The organism is Roseateles toxinivorans (assembly GCF_004362525.1).
Lineage (GTDB): Bacteria > Pseudomonadota > Gammaproteobacteria > Burkholderiales > Burkholderiaceae_C > Paucibacter > Paucibacter toxinivorans.
This window is the reverse complement of sequence record NZ_SNXS01000005.1, coordinates 326,728-344,178: the sequence shown is the minus strand read 5'-3', so window position 1 is coordinate 344,178 and position 17,451 is coordinate 326,728. Positions and strand designations below refer to the sequence as shown.

At 68.0% G+C, this 17,451-nt stretch carries 19 protein-coding genes; 2 read left to right on the top strand and 17 right to left on the bottom strand.

Annotation, left to right across the window (positions count from 1 at the left end; genetic code table 11):
- Positions 1 to 43: 43 nt before the first annotated feature.
- The gene (locus DES47_RS19835; RefSeq protein WP_133702477.1) at positions 44 to 1,117 is read right to left on the bottom strand and encodes a DMT family transporter; all 1,074 of its coding nucleotides are present in this window, start codon (positions 1,115 to 1,117) and stop codon (positions 44 to 46) included.
- Between the two features lie 4 nt (positions 1,118 to 1,121).
- The gene (locus DES47_RS19830; protein ID WP_133702476.1) at positions 1,122 to 2,387 is read right to left on the bottom strand and encodes an MFS transporter; all 1,266 of its coding nucleotides are present in this window, start codon (positions 2,385 to 2,387) and stop codon (positions 1,122 to 1,124) included.
- Positions 2,388 to 2,487: 100 nt separating this feature from the next.
- Here DES47_RS19830 and DES47_RS19825 point away from each other — a divergent pair, with 100 nt between their 5' ends.
- Entirely contained in the window at positions 2,488 to 2,898 is a 411-nt protein-coding gene (locus DES47_RS19825; protein WP_133702475.1) for a hypothetical protein, read from the top strand.
- Here the strand turns inward: DES47_RS19825 and DES47_RS19820 are convergent.
- The 6 genes from DES47_RS19820 to DES47_RS19795 all read right to left on the bottom strand — a co-directional run bounded on the left by DES47_RS19820 (position 2,895) and on the right by DES47_RS19795 (position 10,044).
- Positions 2,895 to 3,617: a tRNA-uridine aminocarboxypropyltransferase gene (locus DES47_RS19820; RefSeq protein ID WP_133702474.1), complete on the bottom strand. Its 723-nt coding sequence runs from the start codon at positions 3,615 to 3,617 to the stop codon at positions 2,895 to 2,897. The two genes, DES47_RS19825 and DES47_RS19820, sit on opposite strands and share 4 nt — an antisense overlap.
- An 8-nt stretch (positions 3,618 to 3,625) precedes the next feature.
- Positions 3,626 to 3,844, bottom strand: a complete 219-nt coding sequence (locus DES47_RS19815; protein WP_133702473.1) for a DUF3820 family protein — start codon at positions 3,842 to 3,844, stop codon at positions 3,626 to 3,628.
- The gene (locus DES47_RS19810) at positions 3,841 to 4,890 is read right to left on the bottom strand and encodes an asparaginase (RefSeq protein WP_133702472.1); all 1,050 of its coding nucleotides are present in this window, start codon (positions 4,888 to 4,890) and stop codon (positions 3,841 to 3,843) included. The genes DES47_RS19815 and DES47_RS19810 overlap by 4 nt, the downstream gene beginning before the upstream one ends.
- A gap of 60 nt (positions 4,891 to 4,950) precedes the next feature.
- The gene (locus DES47_RS19805) at positions 4,951 to 6,642 is read right to left on the bottom strand and encodes a tetratricopeptide repeat-containing diguanylate cyclase (RefSeq protein WP_166652086.1); all 1,692 of its coding nucleotides are present in this window, start codon (positions 6,640 to 6,642) and stop codon (positions 4,951 to 4,953) included.
- A 127-nt stretch (positions 6,643 to 6,769) separates the two neighbouring features.
- A complete protein-coding gene (locus DES47_RS19800) occupies positions 6,770 to 8,437 on the bottom strand; it encodes a GGDEF domain-containing protein (protein WP_133702470.1) in 1,668 nt (555 codons plus the stop codon).
- Positions 8,438 to 8,553: 116 nt separating this feature from the next.
- Entirely contained in the window at positions 8,554 to 10,044 is a 1,491-nt protein-coding gene (locus DES47_RS19795) for a S10 family peptidase (RefSeq protein WP_133702469.1), read from the bottom strand.
- Between the two features lie 32 nt (positions 10,045 to 10,076).
- Here DES47_RS19795 and DES47_RS19790 point away from each other — a divergent pair, with 32 nt between their 5' ends.
- Positions 10,077 to 10,907 carry a DUF429 domain-containing protein gene (locus tag DES47_RS19790; protein WP_133702468.1) on the top strand — a complete coding sequence of 277 codons (831 nt, stop codon included), beginning with the start codon at positions 10,077 to 10,079 and terminating at the stop codon, positions 10,905 to 10,907.
- A 26-nt stretch (positions 10,908 to 10,933) separates the two neighbouring features.
- Here DES47_RS19790 and DES47_RS19785 read toward each other — a convergent pair whose 3' ends face one another.
- From DES47_RS19785 to DES47_RS19745, 9 genes are all read right to left on the bottom strand, one after another.
- A complete protein-coding gene (locus tag DES47_RS19785; protein WP_133702467.1) occupies positions 10,934 to 12,052 on the bottom strand; it encodes an ATP-binding protein in 1,119 nt (372 codons plus the stop codon).
- A 134-nt stretch (positions 12,053 to 12,186) separates the two neighbouring features.
- Positions 12,187 to 12,612 (bottom strand): DUF6916 family protein, encoded by a 426-nt coding sequence (locus tag DES47_RS19780; protein WP_133702466.1) that lies wholly within the window; start codon positions 12,610 to 12,612, stop codon positions 12,187 to 12,189.
- Positions 12,599 to 13,105, bottom strand: a complete 507-nt coding sequence (locus DES47_RS19775; protein WP_133702465.1) for a GNAT family N-acetyltransferase — start codon at positions 13,103 to 13,105, stop codon at positions 12,599 to 12,601. The genes DES47_RS19780 and DES47_RS19775 overlap by 14 nt, the downstream gene beginning before the upstream one ends.
- A 7-nt stretch (positions 13,106 to 13,112) precedes the next feature.
- A complete protein-coding gene (locus DES47_RS19770; RefSeq protein WP_133702464.1) occupies positions 13,113 to 13,634 on the bottom strand; it encodes a phage tail protein in 522 nt (173 codons plus the stop codon).
- Positions 13,635 to 13,651: 17 nt separating this feature from the next.
- Positions 13,652 to 14,170, bottom strand: coding sequence for a phage tail protein (locus DES47_RS19765; RefSeq protein WP_133702463.1), 519 nt, complete (start codon positions 14,168 to 14,170; stop codon positions 13,652 to 13,654).
- 29 nt (positions 14,171 to 14,199) lie between these two features.
- Entirely contained in the window at positions 14,200 to 14,709 is a 510-nt protein-coding gene (locus tag DES47_RS19760) for a phage tail protein (protein WP_133702462.1), read from the bottom strand.
- Positions 14,710 to 14,797: 88 nt separating this feature from the next.
- Positions 14,798 to 15,490, bottom strand: coding sequence for a hypothetical protein (locus DES47_RS19755; protein ID WP_133702461.1), 693 nt, complete (start codon positions 15,488 to 15,490; stop codon positions 14,798 to 14,800).
- Positions 15,491 to 15,587: 97 nt separating this feature from the next.
- Positions 15,588 to 16,502 (bottom strand): arginase, encoded by a 915-nt coding sequence (rocF, locus tag DES47_RS19750; protein ID WP_133702460.1) that lies wholly within the window; start codon positions 16,500 to 16,502, stop codon positions 15,588 to 15,590.
- A gap of 37 nt (positions 16,503 to 16,539) precedes the next feature.
- Positions 16,540 to 17,445, bottom strand: a complete 906-nt coding sequence (locus DES47_RS19745; RefSeq protein ID WP_133702459.1) for an LOG family protein — start codon at positions 17,443 to 17,445, stop codon at positions 16,540 to 16,542.
- Positions 17,446 to 17,451 lie beyond the last annotated feature (6 nt).

Below are 17,451 nucleotides of genomic sequence, written 5' to 3'. Positions count from 1 at the left end.
CTGCCGGCTCGGCATCTGCGCCGGAGCGCGACGGCAATCACTGTCAATGCTCGTGCCGGTGATGCGCGTCCGGGAAATGCCCGTGGCTGTGTGTCATCGGCTCATGCCTGTGCCCGTGTGTATGCCGCGTTCCCGGCGGCACCGGTGGATCATGTTCATGGGCGTGGTGTAGGTCGCCGGTGCCATGCACATGCGTGTGCTCGTGTTCCATCGGCTCATGCCGGTGCTCGTGTTCGTGCCGCTCGGTCAGATGCAGGGCTACGCCTATGGCCATCAGCAGCCCGGCCAGGAGCAGGGGGCCTGTGACCGGCTCGTCCAGCAGCAGGATGGACAACATCGCGCCGATGAACGGGGCGACGGAGAAGTAGGCGCCCGTGCGGGCCGTGCCCAGATGCCGCAGGCCTAGCACGAACAGGACCAGGCTGGCGCCGTAGCTGGCAAACCCCAGCAGGCCGGCGGCCAGCACCGTGCCGGCACCGGGCCATTGGGCCCCGGCGATGAGCGCCAGCACGAGGTTCGTGGCACCGGCGGCCAAGCCCTTGCTCATGGCGATGTAGCTGGCATCGGTGAGCGAGACCTTGCGTGTGAGGTTGTTGTCCAGGCCCCAGGCCAGGCAGGCACCGAGCACGGCAAGTGCCGGCCACCAGGGCTGGATGCCCCCGCTTGCCGCATCGGAGCCCGGCCAGGTCAGGACGACGCTACCGGCCACGATGGCCAGCATGCCCAGCGCGATCCGGCGGTCGAAGTTCTCCTTGAAGGCAAACCAGGCCAGCAGCGCCGTTGCAACACCCTCGGCATTGAGCAGCAGCGACACGCCGGAGGCCGGCATGCGCGACAGACCCAGCATCAGCAGCACCGGAGCGACCATGCCACCAGCGACGATGGCCCCGGCCAGCCACCAGCGTTCAGCCGATTCGAGCCGAACCGCTGGGGCCCTGCGCAGACGCCGGAGCAGCCAGAGCCCCAGTCCGGAGCCCAGGTAGAGCAGGGCGGCCAGCAGCCAGGGGCTGGTCTGGCCCAGCAGCGGTTTGGCCAGCGGCGTGCTCGCGCCGAACAGGACCGCAGCCGCCAGCGCGGCAGCGACACCGGGATCGAGACTCGGCCGCTTCGTTGCCACGGCGTCAGCCTCCCCTGGCCGCGACGACCGGCACCGGCCCGACGCCCCTGCCCAGCCCGCGCACCCGCCAGAACAGCCAGCCGGCGACGGCGAGATTCAGCAGGTTCCAGGCTATGCCGTTGAGGAAGGCGGCGTCGTAGCTGCCCGTCACGTCGAACACCCAGCCCGACATCCAGCCGCCCAGCGCCATGCCGACCAGCGTGGCCATGATGACGGCGCCGACCCTGGCGCCGGCCTCCTGCGGCTCGAAGTGTTCGCGCACGATGATGGCGTAGGTCGGCACGATGCCTCCCTGGAACAGACCGAACAGGGCCGAGACCACGTACAGCGGCACCAGCCCGTCGAAGGGCAGGAACAGCAGCAGGGCGATGCCCTGCAGGGCCGAGCCGAGCAGCAGCGTGCGGATGCCACCGATGCGGTCGCAGATCAACCCGAACACCAGCCGGCTGACGATGCCGCAGGCCAGCATCAGCGAGAGCATCTGCGCGCCGCGCGCGGCGCCGAAGCCCAGGTCGGTGCAGTAGGCGACGATGTGCACCTGGGGCATGGCCATGGCCACGCAGCAGGCCACGCCGGCCACGCAGAGCAGCAGCTGCGCATGGGCGGGCTGCAGGCCGAAGGGGCGGCTGCGGTCGAACACCGGGGCGCTGGCGCTCGTGGGTGCATGGGAGACCAGGGGCGGGCGCTGGCGCATGCGCAGCGACAGGGCGAACACGCCCAGGCCGCACACAATGCCCAGCAGCACATAGGTCTGGCGCCAGCCAATGGTGTCGATGCCGTGCTGCACGATCGGAGGCCAGACCGCCCCGGCGATGTAGTTGCCGCTGGCGCAGATGGCCACGGCGATGCCGCGCCGCCGGTTCCACCACAGGGCCGTGTCGGCCAGCAGCGGCGCGAAGGTCGACGAGCTGCCGAAGAATCCGAGCAGCGCGTGAGCCAGCCCGAAGGTCCAGATGCTGCCGGACAGGCCGGCCCAGACGAAGCCGCCACAGACCGCCAGCGCGCCTATCCACAGCACCGGCATCAGTCCGTGGCGGTCGGCCAGTCGCCCGGTGACCAGGCCACCCAGACCGAGGCTGACCATCATCAGCGTGTAGGGCAGCGAAGCATCGGCCCGGCTGATGCCGAATTCGGCCTGCACGGTGGGCAGCACGACGGCCACCACATACATGCAGCTATTGCCCAGCACGACCAGGCCCAGCGTGACCAGCAGGCGCCAGGCGGCGGTGCGCGAGTCGATGAGGGAGGGGTCGGCGGGGCTTGTGCTCATGGCGTCCAATCTACCCGAAAGGCGTGCTGGGGAGCCAATGGGCCCAGGTTTCACTATGATCGCGCCAGCAACCGTCCCAGCAAGAACGACGGCAGTGCCCATGACGACGACCCTGCCCCCCTTCCCGATACGCACCGAATGCCCGCCCGGCGCCTGCATTTGCGGGCGCGAGGCCTTGTTGGCCCACCCTGACGGCGATCTGCGCGTGCTGCGCCTGACCCGCGAGGATGAGAAGCGCCTGCTGCAGCGGCTGGAGAACCTGAGCAGCCTCGGCGATCTGCGGCATATGGAGGCGCGGATGGAGCAGCAGGTCGGCATACGGCTGAGCATCAGCACCAGCCCCAACGGCGTGCGCAGCCTGCGCGGCATCGTGATCCTGGTGCATGAGCAGCCCGGCCTGTGCCGCAAGACGCGCCAGGCCATTCCGGCGGCGATCAAGCGAAGCCTGGAGCAGCGGCCCGAGATCGCGCATGAGATCTTGAATGTTGGCGGGCTGTTCGAGAACGTCTAGGCCAAGGCCCGCAAGCGCTGATGCTCGGCGTCCTCGGTATCGGGCGCAACGCTTTGCCTGGCGCTCAGATAGCGGTTGCTGAACACATCCAGATAGGCCTCCAGCGTCTGCGCTGCATGCAGGTCGCCGGCCAGGGCCAGGCACAGGGCGGCCACCTCAGAGGTGCAGAAGTGGTGTCCATGGGTGGAGCGGCGCAGGCGGTAGCGCGACAGCTGTTCGGGCTGCAGGCTCAGCACCGGAAATCGGTCCAGGTAGGGGCTCTTGCGGAAGATCTTGCGGGCCTCGGACCAGGTGCCGTCCAGCAGCACAAAGAGGGGGCGCCGGTGCTCGGCCGTTGCGCAGGCCAGGTCCGTCTGCACGCGCTCGGGCGCGGCGAACTCGCCCGGAAACACCAGATAGGGCTGCCACTGCGGATCGTCGAGCAGGGCCGGCAGGCCTGAGTCAACCGCCGTGCGGGACCAGCTGAAGGCGTATGTATCGGGCACGACGTCGGCAATCAGCCAGCCGGTGTTGCTGGGCTTGAGGGGCTCGAACTCGGCCATGATCAGGCACAGGGCGGCCCGCGTGGGCACCACCGGCCGCAGGGCGCACATGCAGTGGCTGGGGGGCAGGCGGCAATCGGTGCAGCGCTCCTTGCGCGGGCTGCCGCGGTCGAGATAGGGTCGGGTGTCGCTATGCGCCAGGCAGGCGGCGCGCAGACGCGACACCGCGTGGGGCATGGCTGCGCTCACCGACCCCGTCCGCGCAGCGGCTTCAGCAGATCGCTCAGGCCGTTGTGGTCGATCTCATGCATCAGGGCCAGCAACTTGCCGAGTTCACCGTTGGGGAAGCCTTCCCGGGCAAACCAGTTCAGGTAGTTGCCGGGCAGGTCGGCCAGCAGCCTGCCCTGGTGCTTGCCGTAGGGCATGGTCATGGTGACGAGTTTTTGCAGGTCTTCCGGGTTCATTGGGCCGTGGACCCGTTCAGGCTCAGCAGCGCGGCGCCAGCGCGCAGGCCGCCGACCTCGATGCCGTTCCAGTTCTTCAGCACCGGCGCGCTGAAGTCGGTCATCGCCTGCCGCTCGGCGTCGCCGAGGCGGACGAAGGCTTCGATCAACGCTGCCATCGCCACCTCGGCGCCGCGGGCATTGCCGTCATCGATCTTCAAGGCCACACCCAGACCCTGCTCGGGCAGGCTGGCGCAATAGACGCCCTCGGCACCGACCTTGCAGAACACACGCTCGCCGAGCAGGGCCATCACATCGGTGTCGAAGCGGCCGGTGCCGCCGACCATGAAGGGCGCGCGGGCCACGGCCTGGCGCAGGCGCCGGGCGGCGCTGGCACGTTCGGGGGCCAGGCCTTGACCGGTGGCGACGCGTGCAAAGGCCAGGGCCAGCTGGCGCAGCGGGATGCCGTAGGTGGGAATCGAGCAGCCATCGGTGCCGACGGGGGCCTTGGCCAGATCGGTATCAGTGGTGGCGGCCAGCGCGGCGCCGACCTCGCGCATCAGCGGATGCTCGGCACGGATATAGCCGCGGGTGAATTCGGCCGGATCGCTGCCCCCGGCCAGGGCCAGCTGACAGGCCACGCAGACGAAGCCGGCATGCTTGCCCGAGCAGTTGTTGTGCAGCGGGCCGGCCTGCTCCTGGCGGCTGAACATGCCGCGCAGCACCGACTCGCGGCCCGGCCACTGAGTGCCGCACTCCAGCGCGCCGGCGTCCAGCCCGGCCTTCTTCAGCATGCCTAAAGCGGTGGCAACATGCTCGGGCTCGCCGTTGTGCGAGGCGCAGGCAATGGCCAGTTCGGCGTCGGTGAGCTGCAGGCGGTCGGCGGCGCCGCTCTCAACCAGCGGCAGGGCCTGCAGGACCTTGATCGCGGAGCGCGGGAAGATGGGGCGCTGGATGTCGCCCAGGGAGGCGACCAGGGCGCCGTCACCGTCAACGATGGCAAAGGCGCCGCTGTGGGTCGATTCGACCGTGCTGCCGCGCAGCACGTCAACGAGGATGGGGTTCATGGTCGGGCCAGTCTCAGCGATGAAGTTGTCGAGACTGTAGCCGCCCGACGGGGCGGACCGCTACACGCTGCGCACAACCCGGTTGCGGCCCATGTGCTTGGCGGTGTAGAGCGCCTTGTCGGCCAGGGCCAGCAGGCGGGTGGTTTCCACCGGGTCGCTGACCTCGACCAGGCCCAGGCTGATGGTGACCTTGAGGCCGGGGCTGATCTCCTGCCAGGGATGGTGCTCGACCATCTGGCGCAGGCGTTCGCAGATGTCGCCGGCCAGGTCGATGGGCGTGCCGACCAGCACAGCAATGAACTCCTCGCCGCCGATGCGGGCCAGCAGGTCGGAGGTGCGGGTGCTGGCCATCAGCAGCCGGGCCAGCCGCGCCAGCACGAGGTCGCCAATGGCATGGCCGTGGTCGTCATTGACCCGCTTGAAGTGGTCGACATCCATCATCACCAGGGCCAGCGGCGTGCGGTCGCTGCGCGCCAGGTTCAGCAGGCCGGGCAGCGATTCGTCGAGCAGGCGGCGGTTGCCCAGGCCGGTGAGCGGGTCTTCACGGGCCTCGCGGCCGAGGTTGGCGGCATGGGCCAGCAGGCTGCGCTGCTCCTCTTCGAGCCGGTGGGCGCGCAGACGCTGTAGCTCGGCGTCGAGCCGTGCCCGTTCGGTCTCCTGGCGGGCCTGGTCCACCTCCATCTGCGACACGAGCACGCGGGCCTGCTCGTCGGCGCGGCGCTTCAGCTGTTCGCGCTCCAGGCCGCTGAAGCGCTCCAGATGGGCCAGGGCCGGCGCCAGCTGGCCCAGCTGCTTGTGGCCCTGGTACAGCGCCTGGGTCACCTCCATCAGCAGGCCGCCGAACTCGGCCTCGACCAGATTGCTCAGCAACTCCTCCAGCGCCTGCACGGCCGCTGCTGGGCGGCCCTGGCGGCTGTCCAGCTTGGCGAGCTGGAAGGTGGCGGTCAGCTCGACCAGTTGGTAGCCATGAAGGCGCGCGGCCTCGCGATAGTGGCGCAGGGTCTGCTCGGCGCCGCGCAGGTCACCGGCCAGCACCTGCACATCGGCCAGATTGCCCAGCGCGATGGTTTCCATATGGGGATGGGCCCAGCTGCGTGCCTGGGCCAGATTGCCTTCGCACAGCTGGCGCGCGCGTGTCAGCGCCTGCTGGGTGGGCTCGCTGGGTATCTCGCCGGGTGGAGTCGGTGACTCGCCGGCCAGCATCAGCTCGCAGCGGGCCAGGTTGTTCAGCGCGCCGAACAGTTCTTCCCTGCCGCCCAGGTCGCGGGCCAGGGCCACGGCCTGGTCCAGATAGCGGCGTGCCGAGCTGTGGTCGCCGAGGTCGTCATAGGTCACGCCAACGCGGTTCAGCGCCCAGCATTCGAGACGCCGGTCGGCCACCTGCTGGGCCGCCTTCAGCGCGCGGAAGGCATAGGTCAGCGCCTGGTTGTACAGTCCGATCTGGTTGCAGGCCATGCACATCGCACACAGGGTGGTGGATTGGCCGGGCAGATCGGCCAGACGCTCATACAGCGCCAGCGCCTGTGTGCCGGCCCGCATGGCCACCTCGGCATTGCCCAGCCGCCAGTGGTGGGTGGCCAGCAGGCCGTTGATCTGGGCGCGCAGGGCCACATCGCTCTCGGGGCAGACCTTCAGCGCGGCCTGGGCCCAGTCGGTGCTTTCCAGATAGAGACCCCTGGCGCCGGCCTTCTGGGCCAGCGACAGCAGGGAGGCGGCATTCACGGGAGCTTCGGGTTCGGCGGTGGTGGGCATGATGGGTTCTGGGCACTGGATTATTCCCGGCGCCCACCCAAACCGCATTGCTGAAAACCCGTCGTGACGAAAAAAGGTTAGCTCAGATATTCGTCAAATCGTTGCAAACGAAAAAATCATGCGGCGATCAGTGCCGCACCACGCAGTTGCGCCCCTGGTGCTTGGCCGCATAGAGCGCACGGTCGGCACGTTCGACCAGGCGCAGGCTGTCGAACTCGGCGCTGCGATCGACCAGCCCTGTGCTCAGTGTGACGCGCAGGCCCGGCGCGCACTGGTTCCAGTCATGCTGCGCGACGGCCTGGCGCAGACGCTCGCAGATGTCGTGAGCCTGCTCGATCGGCGTGCCCACCAGCACCATCATGAATTCCTCGCCGCCCATGCGCGCCAGCACGTCGGTGCTGCGGGTGTTGGCGCGCAGCAGCTGGCCCAGTATCACCAGCACCTGGTCACCGACGCCATGGCCGAAGCGGTCATTGACGATCTTGAAGTGGTCCACATCGGCCATTGCGATCGACAGCGGCAGCTGTTCGGCATGGGCCCGTGCCAGCAGGCCGGGCAGGGCCTCGTCAACGACGCGGCGGTTGCCAAGGCCCGTCAGGGTGTCTTCGCGGGCGGCGCGCACCCATTCGGCGGCCTGGGCGCGCAGCAGCAGCTGCTCCTGCTCCAGCTGGGTGGCGCGCAGGCGCTGGCGTTCCGCGTCCAGGCGGGACTGCTCGGCGGCCAGCTCGGCCTGCTCGACCTGCAAGCGGCCCATCATCACCCGGGCCTGCACATCGGCGGTGCGCAGCACGGCCTGGCGGTCCAGCGCCGCATGCTGCTCCAGCGCCGCCAGGGCAGGCTCGAACTGGCGCAGCTGCTTGTGCGATTCATACAGCGACTTGAACAGCGACAGACGGAAGCTGCTGTCGCCGGCCATCAGCGGATGCGACTCCAGGGCCTGCAGATGCGTGACCGCCTCCTCGTGCAGGTCCTTGTGCTGCAGCAGGGTGACCCAGTCGAACTCGGCATGCAGCTCGATCGACGGATAGGCATGCTGGGCGGCCAGCAGGTGGTAGCGCTGCACCAGGGCCTCGGCCTCGTCGAAACGTTTGCCCTGCAGGGCGACCTCGGTGCGATTGACCAGGGCGATGCATTCGCGCATCGGATTGCCTGCGCGCTGCGCCACGGCGATGGCCTGCTCGCACTGGGCCTCGGCCTGGGTCAATGCCAGCAGGGCCGCCGCCGCGTCGCCCTGCTGGCGCAGCTGGTCGGCCTGCACCAGGTTCTGGCTGGCGAGGTTGTTCAGATTGGCGAACAGGATCTCGTCATCGCCGAGGTCCTTGGCCAGACTCAGCGCGCGGGCGGTGTGGGCCAGCGCATTGTCATGCTGCTTCAGCGCGGCATAGGCCAGGCCGACGCGATTCAAGGCCCAGCAGCGCAGCTTGAGCTCGCCGGTCTGCTCGGCGGCCTGCAGGGCGCGCAGACCGAACTCCAGCGCTTCCTTGTTCAGGCCGATCTGGGTGTAGGTCAGGGTGAGGGTGCACAGAGCCTCGGATTCGCCGGCCGCGTCGCTCAGATTGGCATACAGGGCCAGGGCCTCGCCGCCAAGCCTCGCCGCCGTCTCCAGATTGCCCAGGCGGTTGTGGTTCAGTGACAGCAGTCGCAGGCAGGTGGCGCGGCCGAGGTTGTCATCCGGTTCGCAGCTGGCCAATACCTCGTCCAGCAGACGCAGGCCCTCCTTGTGATTGCCTCTGGCCGCGGCGGAGACGGCCGGGGCCAGCAGATCGGTCAGGGAGGACAGGGCGGAAGCGTTCACTTGGTTGGGCAAGTTGATGACAGCACGCAGGCAAGTCTGCCCGCGTGCTATCGACTCACCCGGTGCCGGCTTGAGCGAGCCGAGCCTAGGATAAACCCTGGATGGCGCCCAGACCCTCAGGCCTTGCGCACAAACGCACGCAACTCGGCCGCCATGCGCACCAGCGAGGGCTGGTGGATGTACATCATGTGGCCGGCCTCGAAGTAGCTGACGGTGATGTTGCCGGCCAGCGCATCGCGCAGACCGAGGTGGCTGAGGGTGTAGTCGCCGGCTCCGTGGGGCGTGGCCAGGTCGTAGTAGCCGCTGGCCACATAGACGCGCATGTGCCTGTTGCTGTGCATGGCACGGCGCAGGCTGTCACCGACATTGACGTACTTGTTGGCGAAGTCCTTCCAGGTCCAGGTCTTCCACAGCGGCGCCAGCACCAGATAGGGGGCGTCGCTGTCGAACTTCAGCTTGTCGCGCAGCAACTGGTTGATGCCGGCCGCATAGGCGCCGGCCAGATTGGACATGCCCGGGTCCTCCTCGGGATGCTCGCCGCCATCATCGCGGTCCTGGCCGATGAAGCGGCTGTCCAGGCGTCCCACGACCTCGCCGCGGCTGCGCAGCAGCTCCTTGAAGAAGCGGAACTCGGTCGGGCGCAGATCGCACTTCAACACATAGTCCGCCGACAGGCCGCTGTACAGGGCCAGCTGCTCGGCGATGCGCTGCCTTGCCTTGGGGTCAAGTCGTGAGCCCTGCATCAGCGCCAGGTGGTAGTCGCCATTGGCAAAAGTCTCGGCCGCGGCTACCACCTCTGCCAGCGTCTTCTTCTGCAAGGCGGGCTGCAGGGCCTTGTGATACCAGGCGGTGGCCGCATAGGTCGGCAGATACAGCGGGTAGGGCAGCTCGTTGCCATGGTCGAAGCTGAGCGTCTGCATGTCTATGGCCAGCGAGATCAGCATCACCCCGTTGAGGAAGATGTTGTGCTTGTCCTGCAGATGGCGCGACAGGCCGGAAGCGCGGGTCGTGCCATAGCTCTCGCCGATCAGGTACTTGGGGCTGGCCCAGCGGTTGTAGCGCGACAGATAGAGGCGGATGAATTCGCCGACCGATTCCAGATCGCGCTGGTAATCATGGAATTCGGCCACCTTCTCGCCCTCGGCGACGCGGGAGTGACCGGTGCCTACCGGGTCGATGAAGACCAGGTCGGAGTCGGTCAGCAGGGTGAACTCGTTGTCCACCAGCCCGTAGGGCGGTGGCGGGGCGTTGCCGATCTCGTCGGTGAGCACGCGCTGCGGCCCGAGAATGCCCAGATGCAGCCAGACGCTGCTGGAGCCCGGCCCGCCGTTGAAGCTGAAGGTGACAGGTCTTGCCTCGGGCTTCTTCACCCCCTTCAGCGTGTAAGCGGTGAAGAACACCGCGGCGCGGGCCTTGTCGCCCCGGTGCTCGCCGTCCTTGGCCTCCGGCTCGTGCAGTACCAGGGTGCCGCAGATGGCGGTGTACTCCAGCGTCTTCTTGCCGATCTGCAGCCTGTGCTCGGTGATGACCAGGCGTTCCTGGGGCTTCGGGCGATCTGCGGCCTTGTCGGCGGTTGAGGAAACGTCCGGCGTGTTGGGATTGACCATGGGAAGTGAGGGAGTGACCTAAAGTGCGCAGCATGCATGCTAGTTCCCCGCCCCACCATACGCACTTGTTTGGGATTGACTTCAGCAGTGCGCCCAGCGCACGCAAGCCCATCGTCGTGGCCAGCGGCGAGCGCAGCGGCGCGGCGGTGCGGCTGAAGGGCCTGCAGACCCTGCCCAGCCTAGCGGCTTTTCGGTCCTGGCTGGACACCGCTGGCCCCTGGCTGGGCGCCTTCGACTTTCCGTTCGGCCTGCCGCGCGAGCTGGTGCAGGCGCTGGGCTGGCCGCAGCAGTGGCCCGAGCTGATGCGGTTCTATGCTGCGCAGTCGCGCGCCGATCTGCGCACCCGGTTTGCGGCCTTCTGCGATGCGCGGCCGGTGGGGAAGAAGTTCGCCCACCGTGCCTGCGACCTGCCCGCCGGCTCGTCGCCATCGATGAAATGGGTCAACCCGCCGGTGGCCTGGATGATGCATGCCGGCGTGCCGCTGCTGATGGATGCCGGCGTCGATCTGCCCGGCCTGCAGGGGGGCGATGCACAGCGGGTGGCGCTGGAAGGCTATCCGGGCCTGCTGGCACGCGAGCTGATCGGCCACCGCAGCTACAAGGCCGATGACAAGGCCCGTCAGACCCCCGAGCGCCTGATCGCGCGCAAGGACCTGCTGGAGGCCTTGGAGCAGGGCCGCACGCGGCTGCAGCTGCGCCTGCGCCTGAGCCATGCTCAGCGCGACGCCCTGGTGGACGATGCCAAGGGCGATCAGCTCGACGCGGTGCTGTGCCTGATGCAGGCGGCCTGGGCCCATGGCCAGCCCGGCCACGGTCTGCCGGCGCAGGTGGACTCCCTGGAAGGCTGGATCGTCAGCGCCTGAGGCGGTGCCGGAGCATCGCGTGCCGGTCAACCGACCAGGGCGCGCTGGTCGAAGTCCTGCAGGGTCTGGTGCATGGCCTGCTGCAGCTGCAGCAGCCTGGGCAGGGCCATGTTCTTGGCATGCTCCATGCGCCGCCGCAGGCCCTGCTCGTCGCGCAGCGCCTGCTCGGCAGCCTCCGTCTGGCCCAGATCGCGCAGGGCTAGCGCCTGGGTGGCATGGGCATCGGCGAGCAGGCTGACCATGCTGGGCTGCTCGGCCTCGGCCAGCAGCTCGGCGAGCAGGTCCAGCGCTTCCTGTGGTCGGCCCTGGCGCTGGCGCAGCCGCGCCAGCCATTCGGCCGCGGTCAGCGCCAGGGCGCGGTAGCCGGCCTCGCGACAGGTCTGCAGCGAGGCCTCCAGTAGGGGGCCGGCCCTGTCCTCCCTGCCCGAGAGCAGGCTGGCCATCGCAATGTTCAGGCCCAGCGTGGCCTTCAGCAGAGGCACCTCGGCCCGCGCCACGGCCGCCTGGGCCTGGGACAGATAGCGCTGCATGCGTTCGACGGTGGCCCGGGCCTGCTCGGTCTCGCCCAGTCGCAGATGCTGATCAACGGCCAGATTGGAGCCGGCCAGCAGGCCGTTGAGTGCCCGTGCCTCCTCGCCATACTCGGCGCCCTCGCGCGAGCGGCTCAGTGTCTGCAGCATCAGCAGCTCGGCCTCGTGGCTCTGACCCATGCGCCAGTGGCAGGCGGCCATGATGTGCAACGCCCGCGGCAGATAGCGGTGCAGCTCGTGGCGGCTGGCGAAGGCGCTGAGGTCCTGGGCCAGGGCCAGGGCGGCCTGATGGGCATGCATCTCGCCGCAGGCGGCAGCACTCAGCGCCATCGCCTCGGCTTGGTCGGCGGGGCGCTGCAGCCGCGTCCACAGATCCAGCGCCTGGGCGCCATGCTCGGCACAGGCCAGATAGTTGGCCAGGCGCATCCGGGCGCGGGCCAGCAGCATCTGGCACTCGGCCTCGCTGGCCGTGTTGCCGAGCTGCCGGGCCAGGCCCAGCGCGCGCTGGGCCTGCTCGAGACTGGTCTGCACATGGCCGTGCAGCGTGCTGGCACGGGCGGCGACCAGCTCGGCATCAAGCTCGGTTTGCAGGGTGATGTGGTCGTCGTTGGCCATCCAGACCATTATTGCGACGAAAGCCGGGCCTTGTCGCTGATCTGGCGCACACATCGCCGGCATTCGCCGCCAATACGCCACATTGCGCCACATTGCGCCACATTGCGCCACATTGCGCCGTGGTGACTGAGGCTTCAGCCCAGCAGATTGAAGTCGGCCCGGTACAGCGCCTGGCCCTGTGCCGACAGGCCCGCCGGCTGCATGAACAGGGCGATGCGCTGACCCGTGCCGTGGCGAAGCGCATGCGTGCCGGCCGTCAACGCCGCCGTGCCGACGAATAGCAGGCTGAACTGTTCGGCGGTCGCGCCGGATCTTGCGCCGCACTCGTCTTGCACCTCGCTCAGGCGCAGCATGCCGCCCGGTGCGGCAAATTCGTCACCCAGATAGTGCTGCCACTTGGCCATCGCCAGGTCGGGCGCCAGCTCGGGCGGGCGCGCCGTGCGGGCCCGGTCGGCGTCTGCATCGGGCTCGGCCATGCCCACGCCGGCCGTGGCCGCGCCCGCTGTGCTTGCAGCGCCGATCAGGGCGCCGGCGCCCAGCATGAATTCACGCTTGTTCATCGCAGATCTCCAGTGGATCAGAGTCGGGGCATGGCAGTGGCTGCCAGGCCATTTCGAGATAGGGGCCCTGCTCGCCGGTGACGACCAGGCCCAGCCGTTCGTAGAGGCGGCGGGCCGGATTGACACTGGCCACATGCAGGCGCAGCGCCTTGCGCTGGCGGCCGGCCCGCTCCAGCAGCGCCCGCAGGCAGCGCGTGCCCAGACCCAGGCGCTGCCAACCCGGCAGCAGGCTGATGTCCAGCAGACGGATCGACAGCGCCCCGTCATCGGTCCACAGCCGTCCCGCGGCCTGGCCATTGCATTCGATGATGTGCTGCAGCGCGGCCGGATGCCGAGCCTGGTAAGCCAGGTGCTGCGCCCTGAACTGCATCTCGACGAAGGCCTCGCGGCCGGCGGCGTCCCAGCCGCTTAAGCCCAGCTCCTGCTCGCGGGTGCTGGCATAGAGGGCCCGCAGCCAGGCCTGATCGGCGGCGGTGACGGGACGCAGCTGCATGGCGGGCTCAGGGGCGGGGAGGAAAGACACCCTGCAGGGCAATGATGAAGGTCAGGGCCAGATAGGGGTGGCGGTTGTTGTGGGGCTGACCGCCGCCGGCGGGGCTCAGCGTCTGCGGCGCCATCGCCTGCGGATTGCTTGGAGCCTTGTAGATGGCTGCCCCGCCATTGACCGGGGACAACATCACGTCCGGTGCCGGCGTGCCCGTGGTCGGGGAAAGCGCGGCCTTCAGCCCGTGGCCGTGGGCCGGCATCTCGTTGCTGAGCAAGGTGACCGTGGCCTCGCCGCCGATCTCGCCCAGATTTCTGTCCGTCAGCCCTGGGCCCTGGCCCTGATGCATAGGGAACCGGGCCTGCAGATTGGGCAGGCCGAAGGTCGACTTGCCATCACCGCCATAGGTGGTGCCCAGCAGCGAGAACAGGGCGGTGTTCTGCGAGATCGGCAGCAGCTGACCATTGCACAAGGCCCAGCCCCTGGGAGGGAAGTTTCCGGTGAAGATGCGGATCTCGGCCACAAAAGGGTCTGACATCGCAGCGCTCCTGGTTTTCAGCTCGGTGACGGGAAGATGCCGAACAGGGAAATGATGAAACTCACGGCCTGGTAAGGCGCCATGTTCTCGTGCGGCTGGTTGCCACCCTGCTGGGTCACGGCATTGGCCGCCATGTCATTGCTGGGCACGCCGCTGCCATAGAACTGCGTTGCCGCCGATGCGGCCAGCACCCCGTTGGGGCCGGCGCCGACCACGGCAGCGGCGGTCGAGGCATTCAGCTGATGCCGGTGCTGGGGCATCTGGCCGGTCGTCAGCGTCACGGTCTCGCTGCCGCTGGACTCGGCCAGCAACCGGTTGCTCAGTCCGGGGCCTGCGCCCTGGTGCACCGGCACCCGGCCGCGCAGGTCGGGCAGCGCAAAGGTGGTTTCGCCGTTGCCGCCATAGGTCGTGCCGATCAGCTGGAACAGCACCTCGTTCTCGGCTATGGGCAACACCGAGCCATCGCAGAACATCCAGCCAGCCGGCGCAAAGTTGCCTCCGAACATGCGGATCTCACCAACATAGGGTTGTGACATGGGGTTCCCCTGAAGCGGAAGTCGAAGCGTCAGTCGCGCGACGGGAAGATGCCTTGCAGGGCGATCACGAAATTGAGCGTCAGAAAGGGCTGCATATTCGGGTGCGGCTGGCTGCCTCCGCTCAAACCCATGGCGGCCGGATTCAGCGGGCTGACCGCCGTGGCCGGCGGGGCGTAGATGTCACGCCCACCGCGGGCCTTGGAGGCCGGTACGGCCAGTCCGGGGTTGCTGGCATTGGCGAAATCCCGCGAGGCCTGCATTGCATGCTGGTGCATGGGCATTTCCGCCTGCGTCAGCGTGTGTGACTCTTCGCCGGCCCGCTCGCCCAGCGCCATGCCCTCGCCCCAGTGCGCCGGGCTGCGGCCGCGCAGGTCGGGCAGGGCAAAATTGGTCTGGCCGTTGCCGCCATAGGTCGTACCCAGGATGGAGAACAGGGCCTGGTTCTGATTGATGGACAGCAACTGCCCGTTGCACAGCGCCCAGCCCTTGGGCGCAAAGTTGAAGCTGGTGATGCTGATCTGGCCGAGAAAGGGTTCCATGGCAGGTCCTTCAGTCAATCAGTTGGAGACGGCTTCACGGCCCAGGCCATCGCATTCGCCACGACCGGCCTTGGGCCGGGGGGGCGCGCTAGCGCTCGCGCCGCCTGCGGTGCAGCAGGCCGCCCATCAACAGGCCACCGGCCAGCAGCAGGCTGCCGCTGGGCAGCTCGGGCACGGCAACGGTCACCAGATCGATGCGCAGATCCACCCGGCCGTTGCTGGAGCCGGTGCCCCGGTCCTTGAACACAAGGGTGTCGAGATCGACGGTCAGTTGATGGGCATTGAGCAGCTTGACATAGCTGCTGGGGTCGGTGGGACTGACCAGGCCGCTGAAGCCGGTGTCCAGGAAGCCGTCCTTGTCGCTGAGCACCAGACCGACGATCTGCTGGCCGGCGATGTTCAGGTTGCTGAAGTCAAGTCGCGCATGGGCGCCGCCCGCACCCAGATAGCCGGTGACCCAGTCGCCATTGCCCAGTTCGGCACCGGTGGCCAGCGTCATCTTGATCGAGTTGCCGGAGAAGCTGATCAGTTCCAGCGGCAACATCCAGCCGCCGACGAAACTGCCATCGCCGGGGGACAGCTTCAGGCCGTCCGCCCCGCTGACCACATCGCTGCCGCCCAGAGGCGTGCTGTCGCCGACGATGCCGCCGGGCGCCAGCAGCGACACCGTCACGTCGGCGCTGAAGGCCGCCTGGGCCGGCGTGCCCAGCAGGGCCGTGAGCGCCAGCGCTGCTGCGCTGCATAGCCTGGCGAGACCTCGATTGAACTCGAACACGCGCATGCCGTACTCCTCCGGTGATGGACATCACCAGCTAAGTACATCAAATCACGTTGCGTGCCTACGGTCATCCCCCACAGGTTTGGGGGGCGCTGCGGACTTACTTGCGCATCAGGGTGGATTTACCGAAGAGGCTTTCGATCAGGTCCACGGCCAGTTGCGCAGTCTTGTTGCGCACGTCCAGCGCCGGGTTCAGCTCCATCACGTCCAGCGAGGCCAGGAGGCCCGTGTCCGCGATCATTTCCATGCACAGCTGGGCCTCGCGGTAGGTCGGCCCACCGGGGATGGTGGTGCCGACGCCGGGCGCGATGTCGGGGTCGAGAAAGTCGACATCGAAGCTGACGTGCAGATGGGTGTTGGCGTCCAGGGTGGCCAAGGCCAGCTCCATCGTGTGACGCATGCCCATCTCGTCGATGAAGCGCATGTCGAAGACCTCGAGGTCCTGCTCATGCACGAGGCGTTTCTCGCCCTCGTCGACGCTGCGGATGCCGATCTGGCGTATCCATTTCGGGTTGATGGCCGGCACCTGGCCGCCGATCTCGATCAGCTGCTGCGGGCCCAGGCCGCACAGGCAGGCCACCGGCATGCCGTGGATATTGCCGCTGGGCGTCAGCTGGCTGGTGTTGAAGTCGGCGTGAGCGTCCAGCCACAGGATGCGCAGCTTCTTGCCCTTTTCGCGGCAGTGGCGGGCCACGGCGCTGATCGAGCCCAGGCCCAGGCAGTGGTCACCACCCAGCAATATCGGCAGGCGACCCTGGTCCAGCTCCGCATGAACGGCCTCATGCACGGCCAGGTTCCAGGCGGTGACCTCGGGCAGATGGCGGTAGCCGTCCACCGGCGGCTGCCAGGGGTTGGACGGGCCGACCAGATTGCCGCGGTCCTGCACTTCAAGGCCATGGCTTTCCAGGATGGACTGGATATTGGCCACGCGCATGGCTTCGGGCCCCATGCTGGCACCACGGGCGCCGGCACCGATGTCGGTGGGCGCGCCGATCAGGCTGATGTGTCGTTTCATGGGCGCTGATTCTCGCTGCTCGGGCCTAGTGACATATTCAGTTAGTCGAGCCCGGTTCGGTGGATTTCACGGCCGGCAGATCCAGACCGTACTCGGCTTCCAGCACGGCCCAGGCCTCCTCGGCGGTTTCGACGAAGGTGAACAACTTCTCGTCGCCGGGGCTGATCATGCCGGTCTCGATCAGCAGCTCGACATTGATCAAGCGGGTCCAGAAGTCGCGTCCGAACAGCAGGATGGGGCGGCGTCGCGACTTGCCCGTCTGGATCAGGGTCATGGTCTCGAACAGCTCGTCCAGGGTGCCGAAGCCGCCGGGGAAGCACACCAGCGCGATCGAGCGCATCAGGAAGTGCATCTTGCGCAGCGCGAAATAGTGGAAGCGGAAGCACAGCTCCGGCGTGATGTAGGGGTTGGGCGCCTGCTCGTGCGGCAGCACGATGTTCAGGCCTATGCTCTTGCCGCCGGCTTCGAAGGCGCCACGATTGCCCGCCTCCATGATGCCGGGGCCGCCGCCGGTGACGACGTAGATCGGTGTCTTGCGGGCGCGTGACTTCTTCGTCACCAGCGCGGCAAAGCGGCGCGCCTCTTCGTAGTAGTGGCTCATCTTCAGCTTGGCTTCGGCCTGGCGGATCGCATCGGCGTCGCCATCGGCCCGGGCCAGCTTGAGCTGCCCTTCGGCGATGTCGGCCGGCAGGGTGCGTGCACTGCCGAACATCACGATGGTGGATTCGATGCCAAGCTCGCGCTGCACGATCTCGGGCTTCAGCAGCTCCAGCTGCATGCGCACCGGGCGCAGCTCTTCGCGCAGCAGGAAGTCGTCGTCGGCGAAGGCGAGCTTGTAGGCGCTTTCCGGGCCTTCGTACAGCGCGGCGGGTGGCGGGGCCTTGGCTTCTTCTTTGGCGGTCGGGAAGTTGCGGGCTATCAGTTGGCGGGGTTTCTTTCTCATGATGTG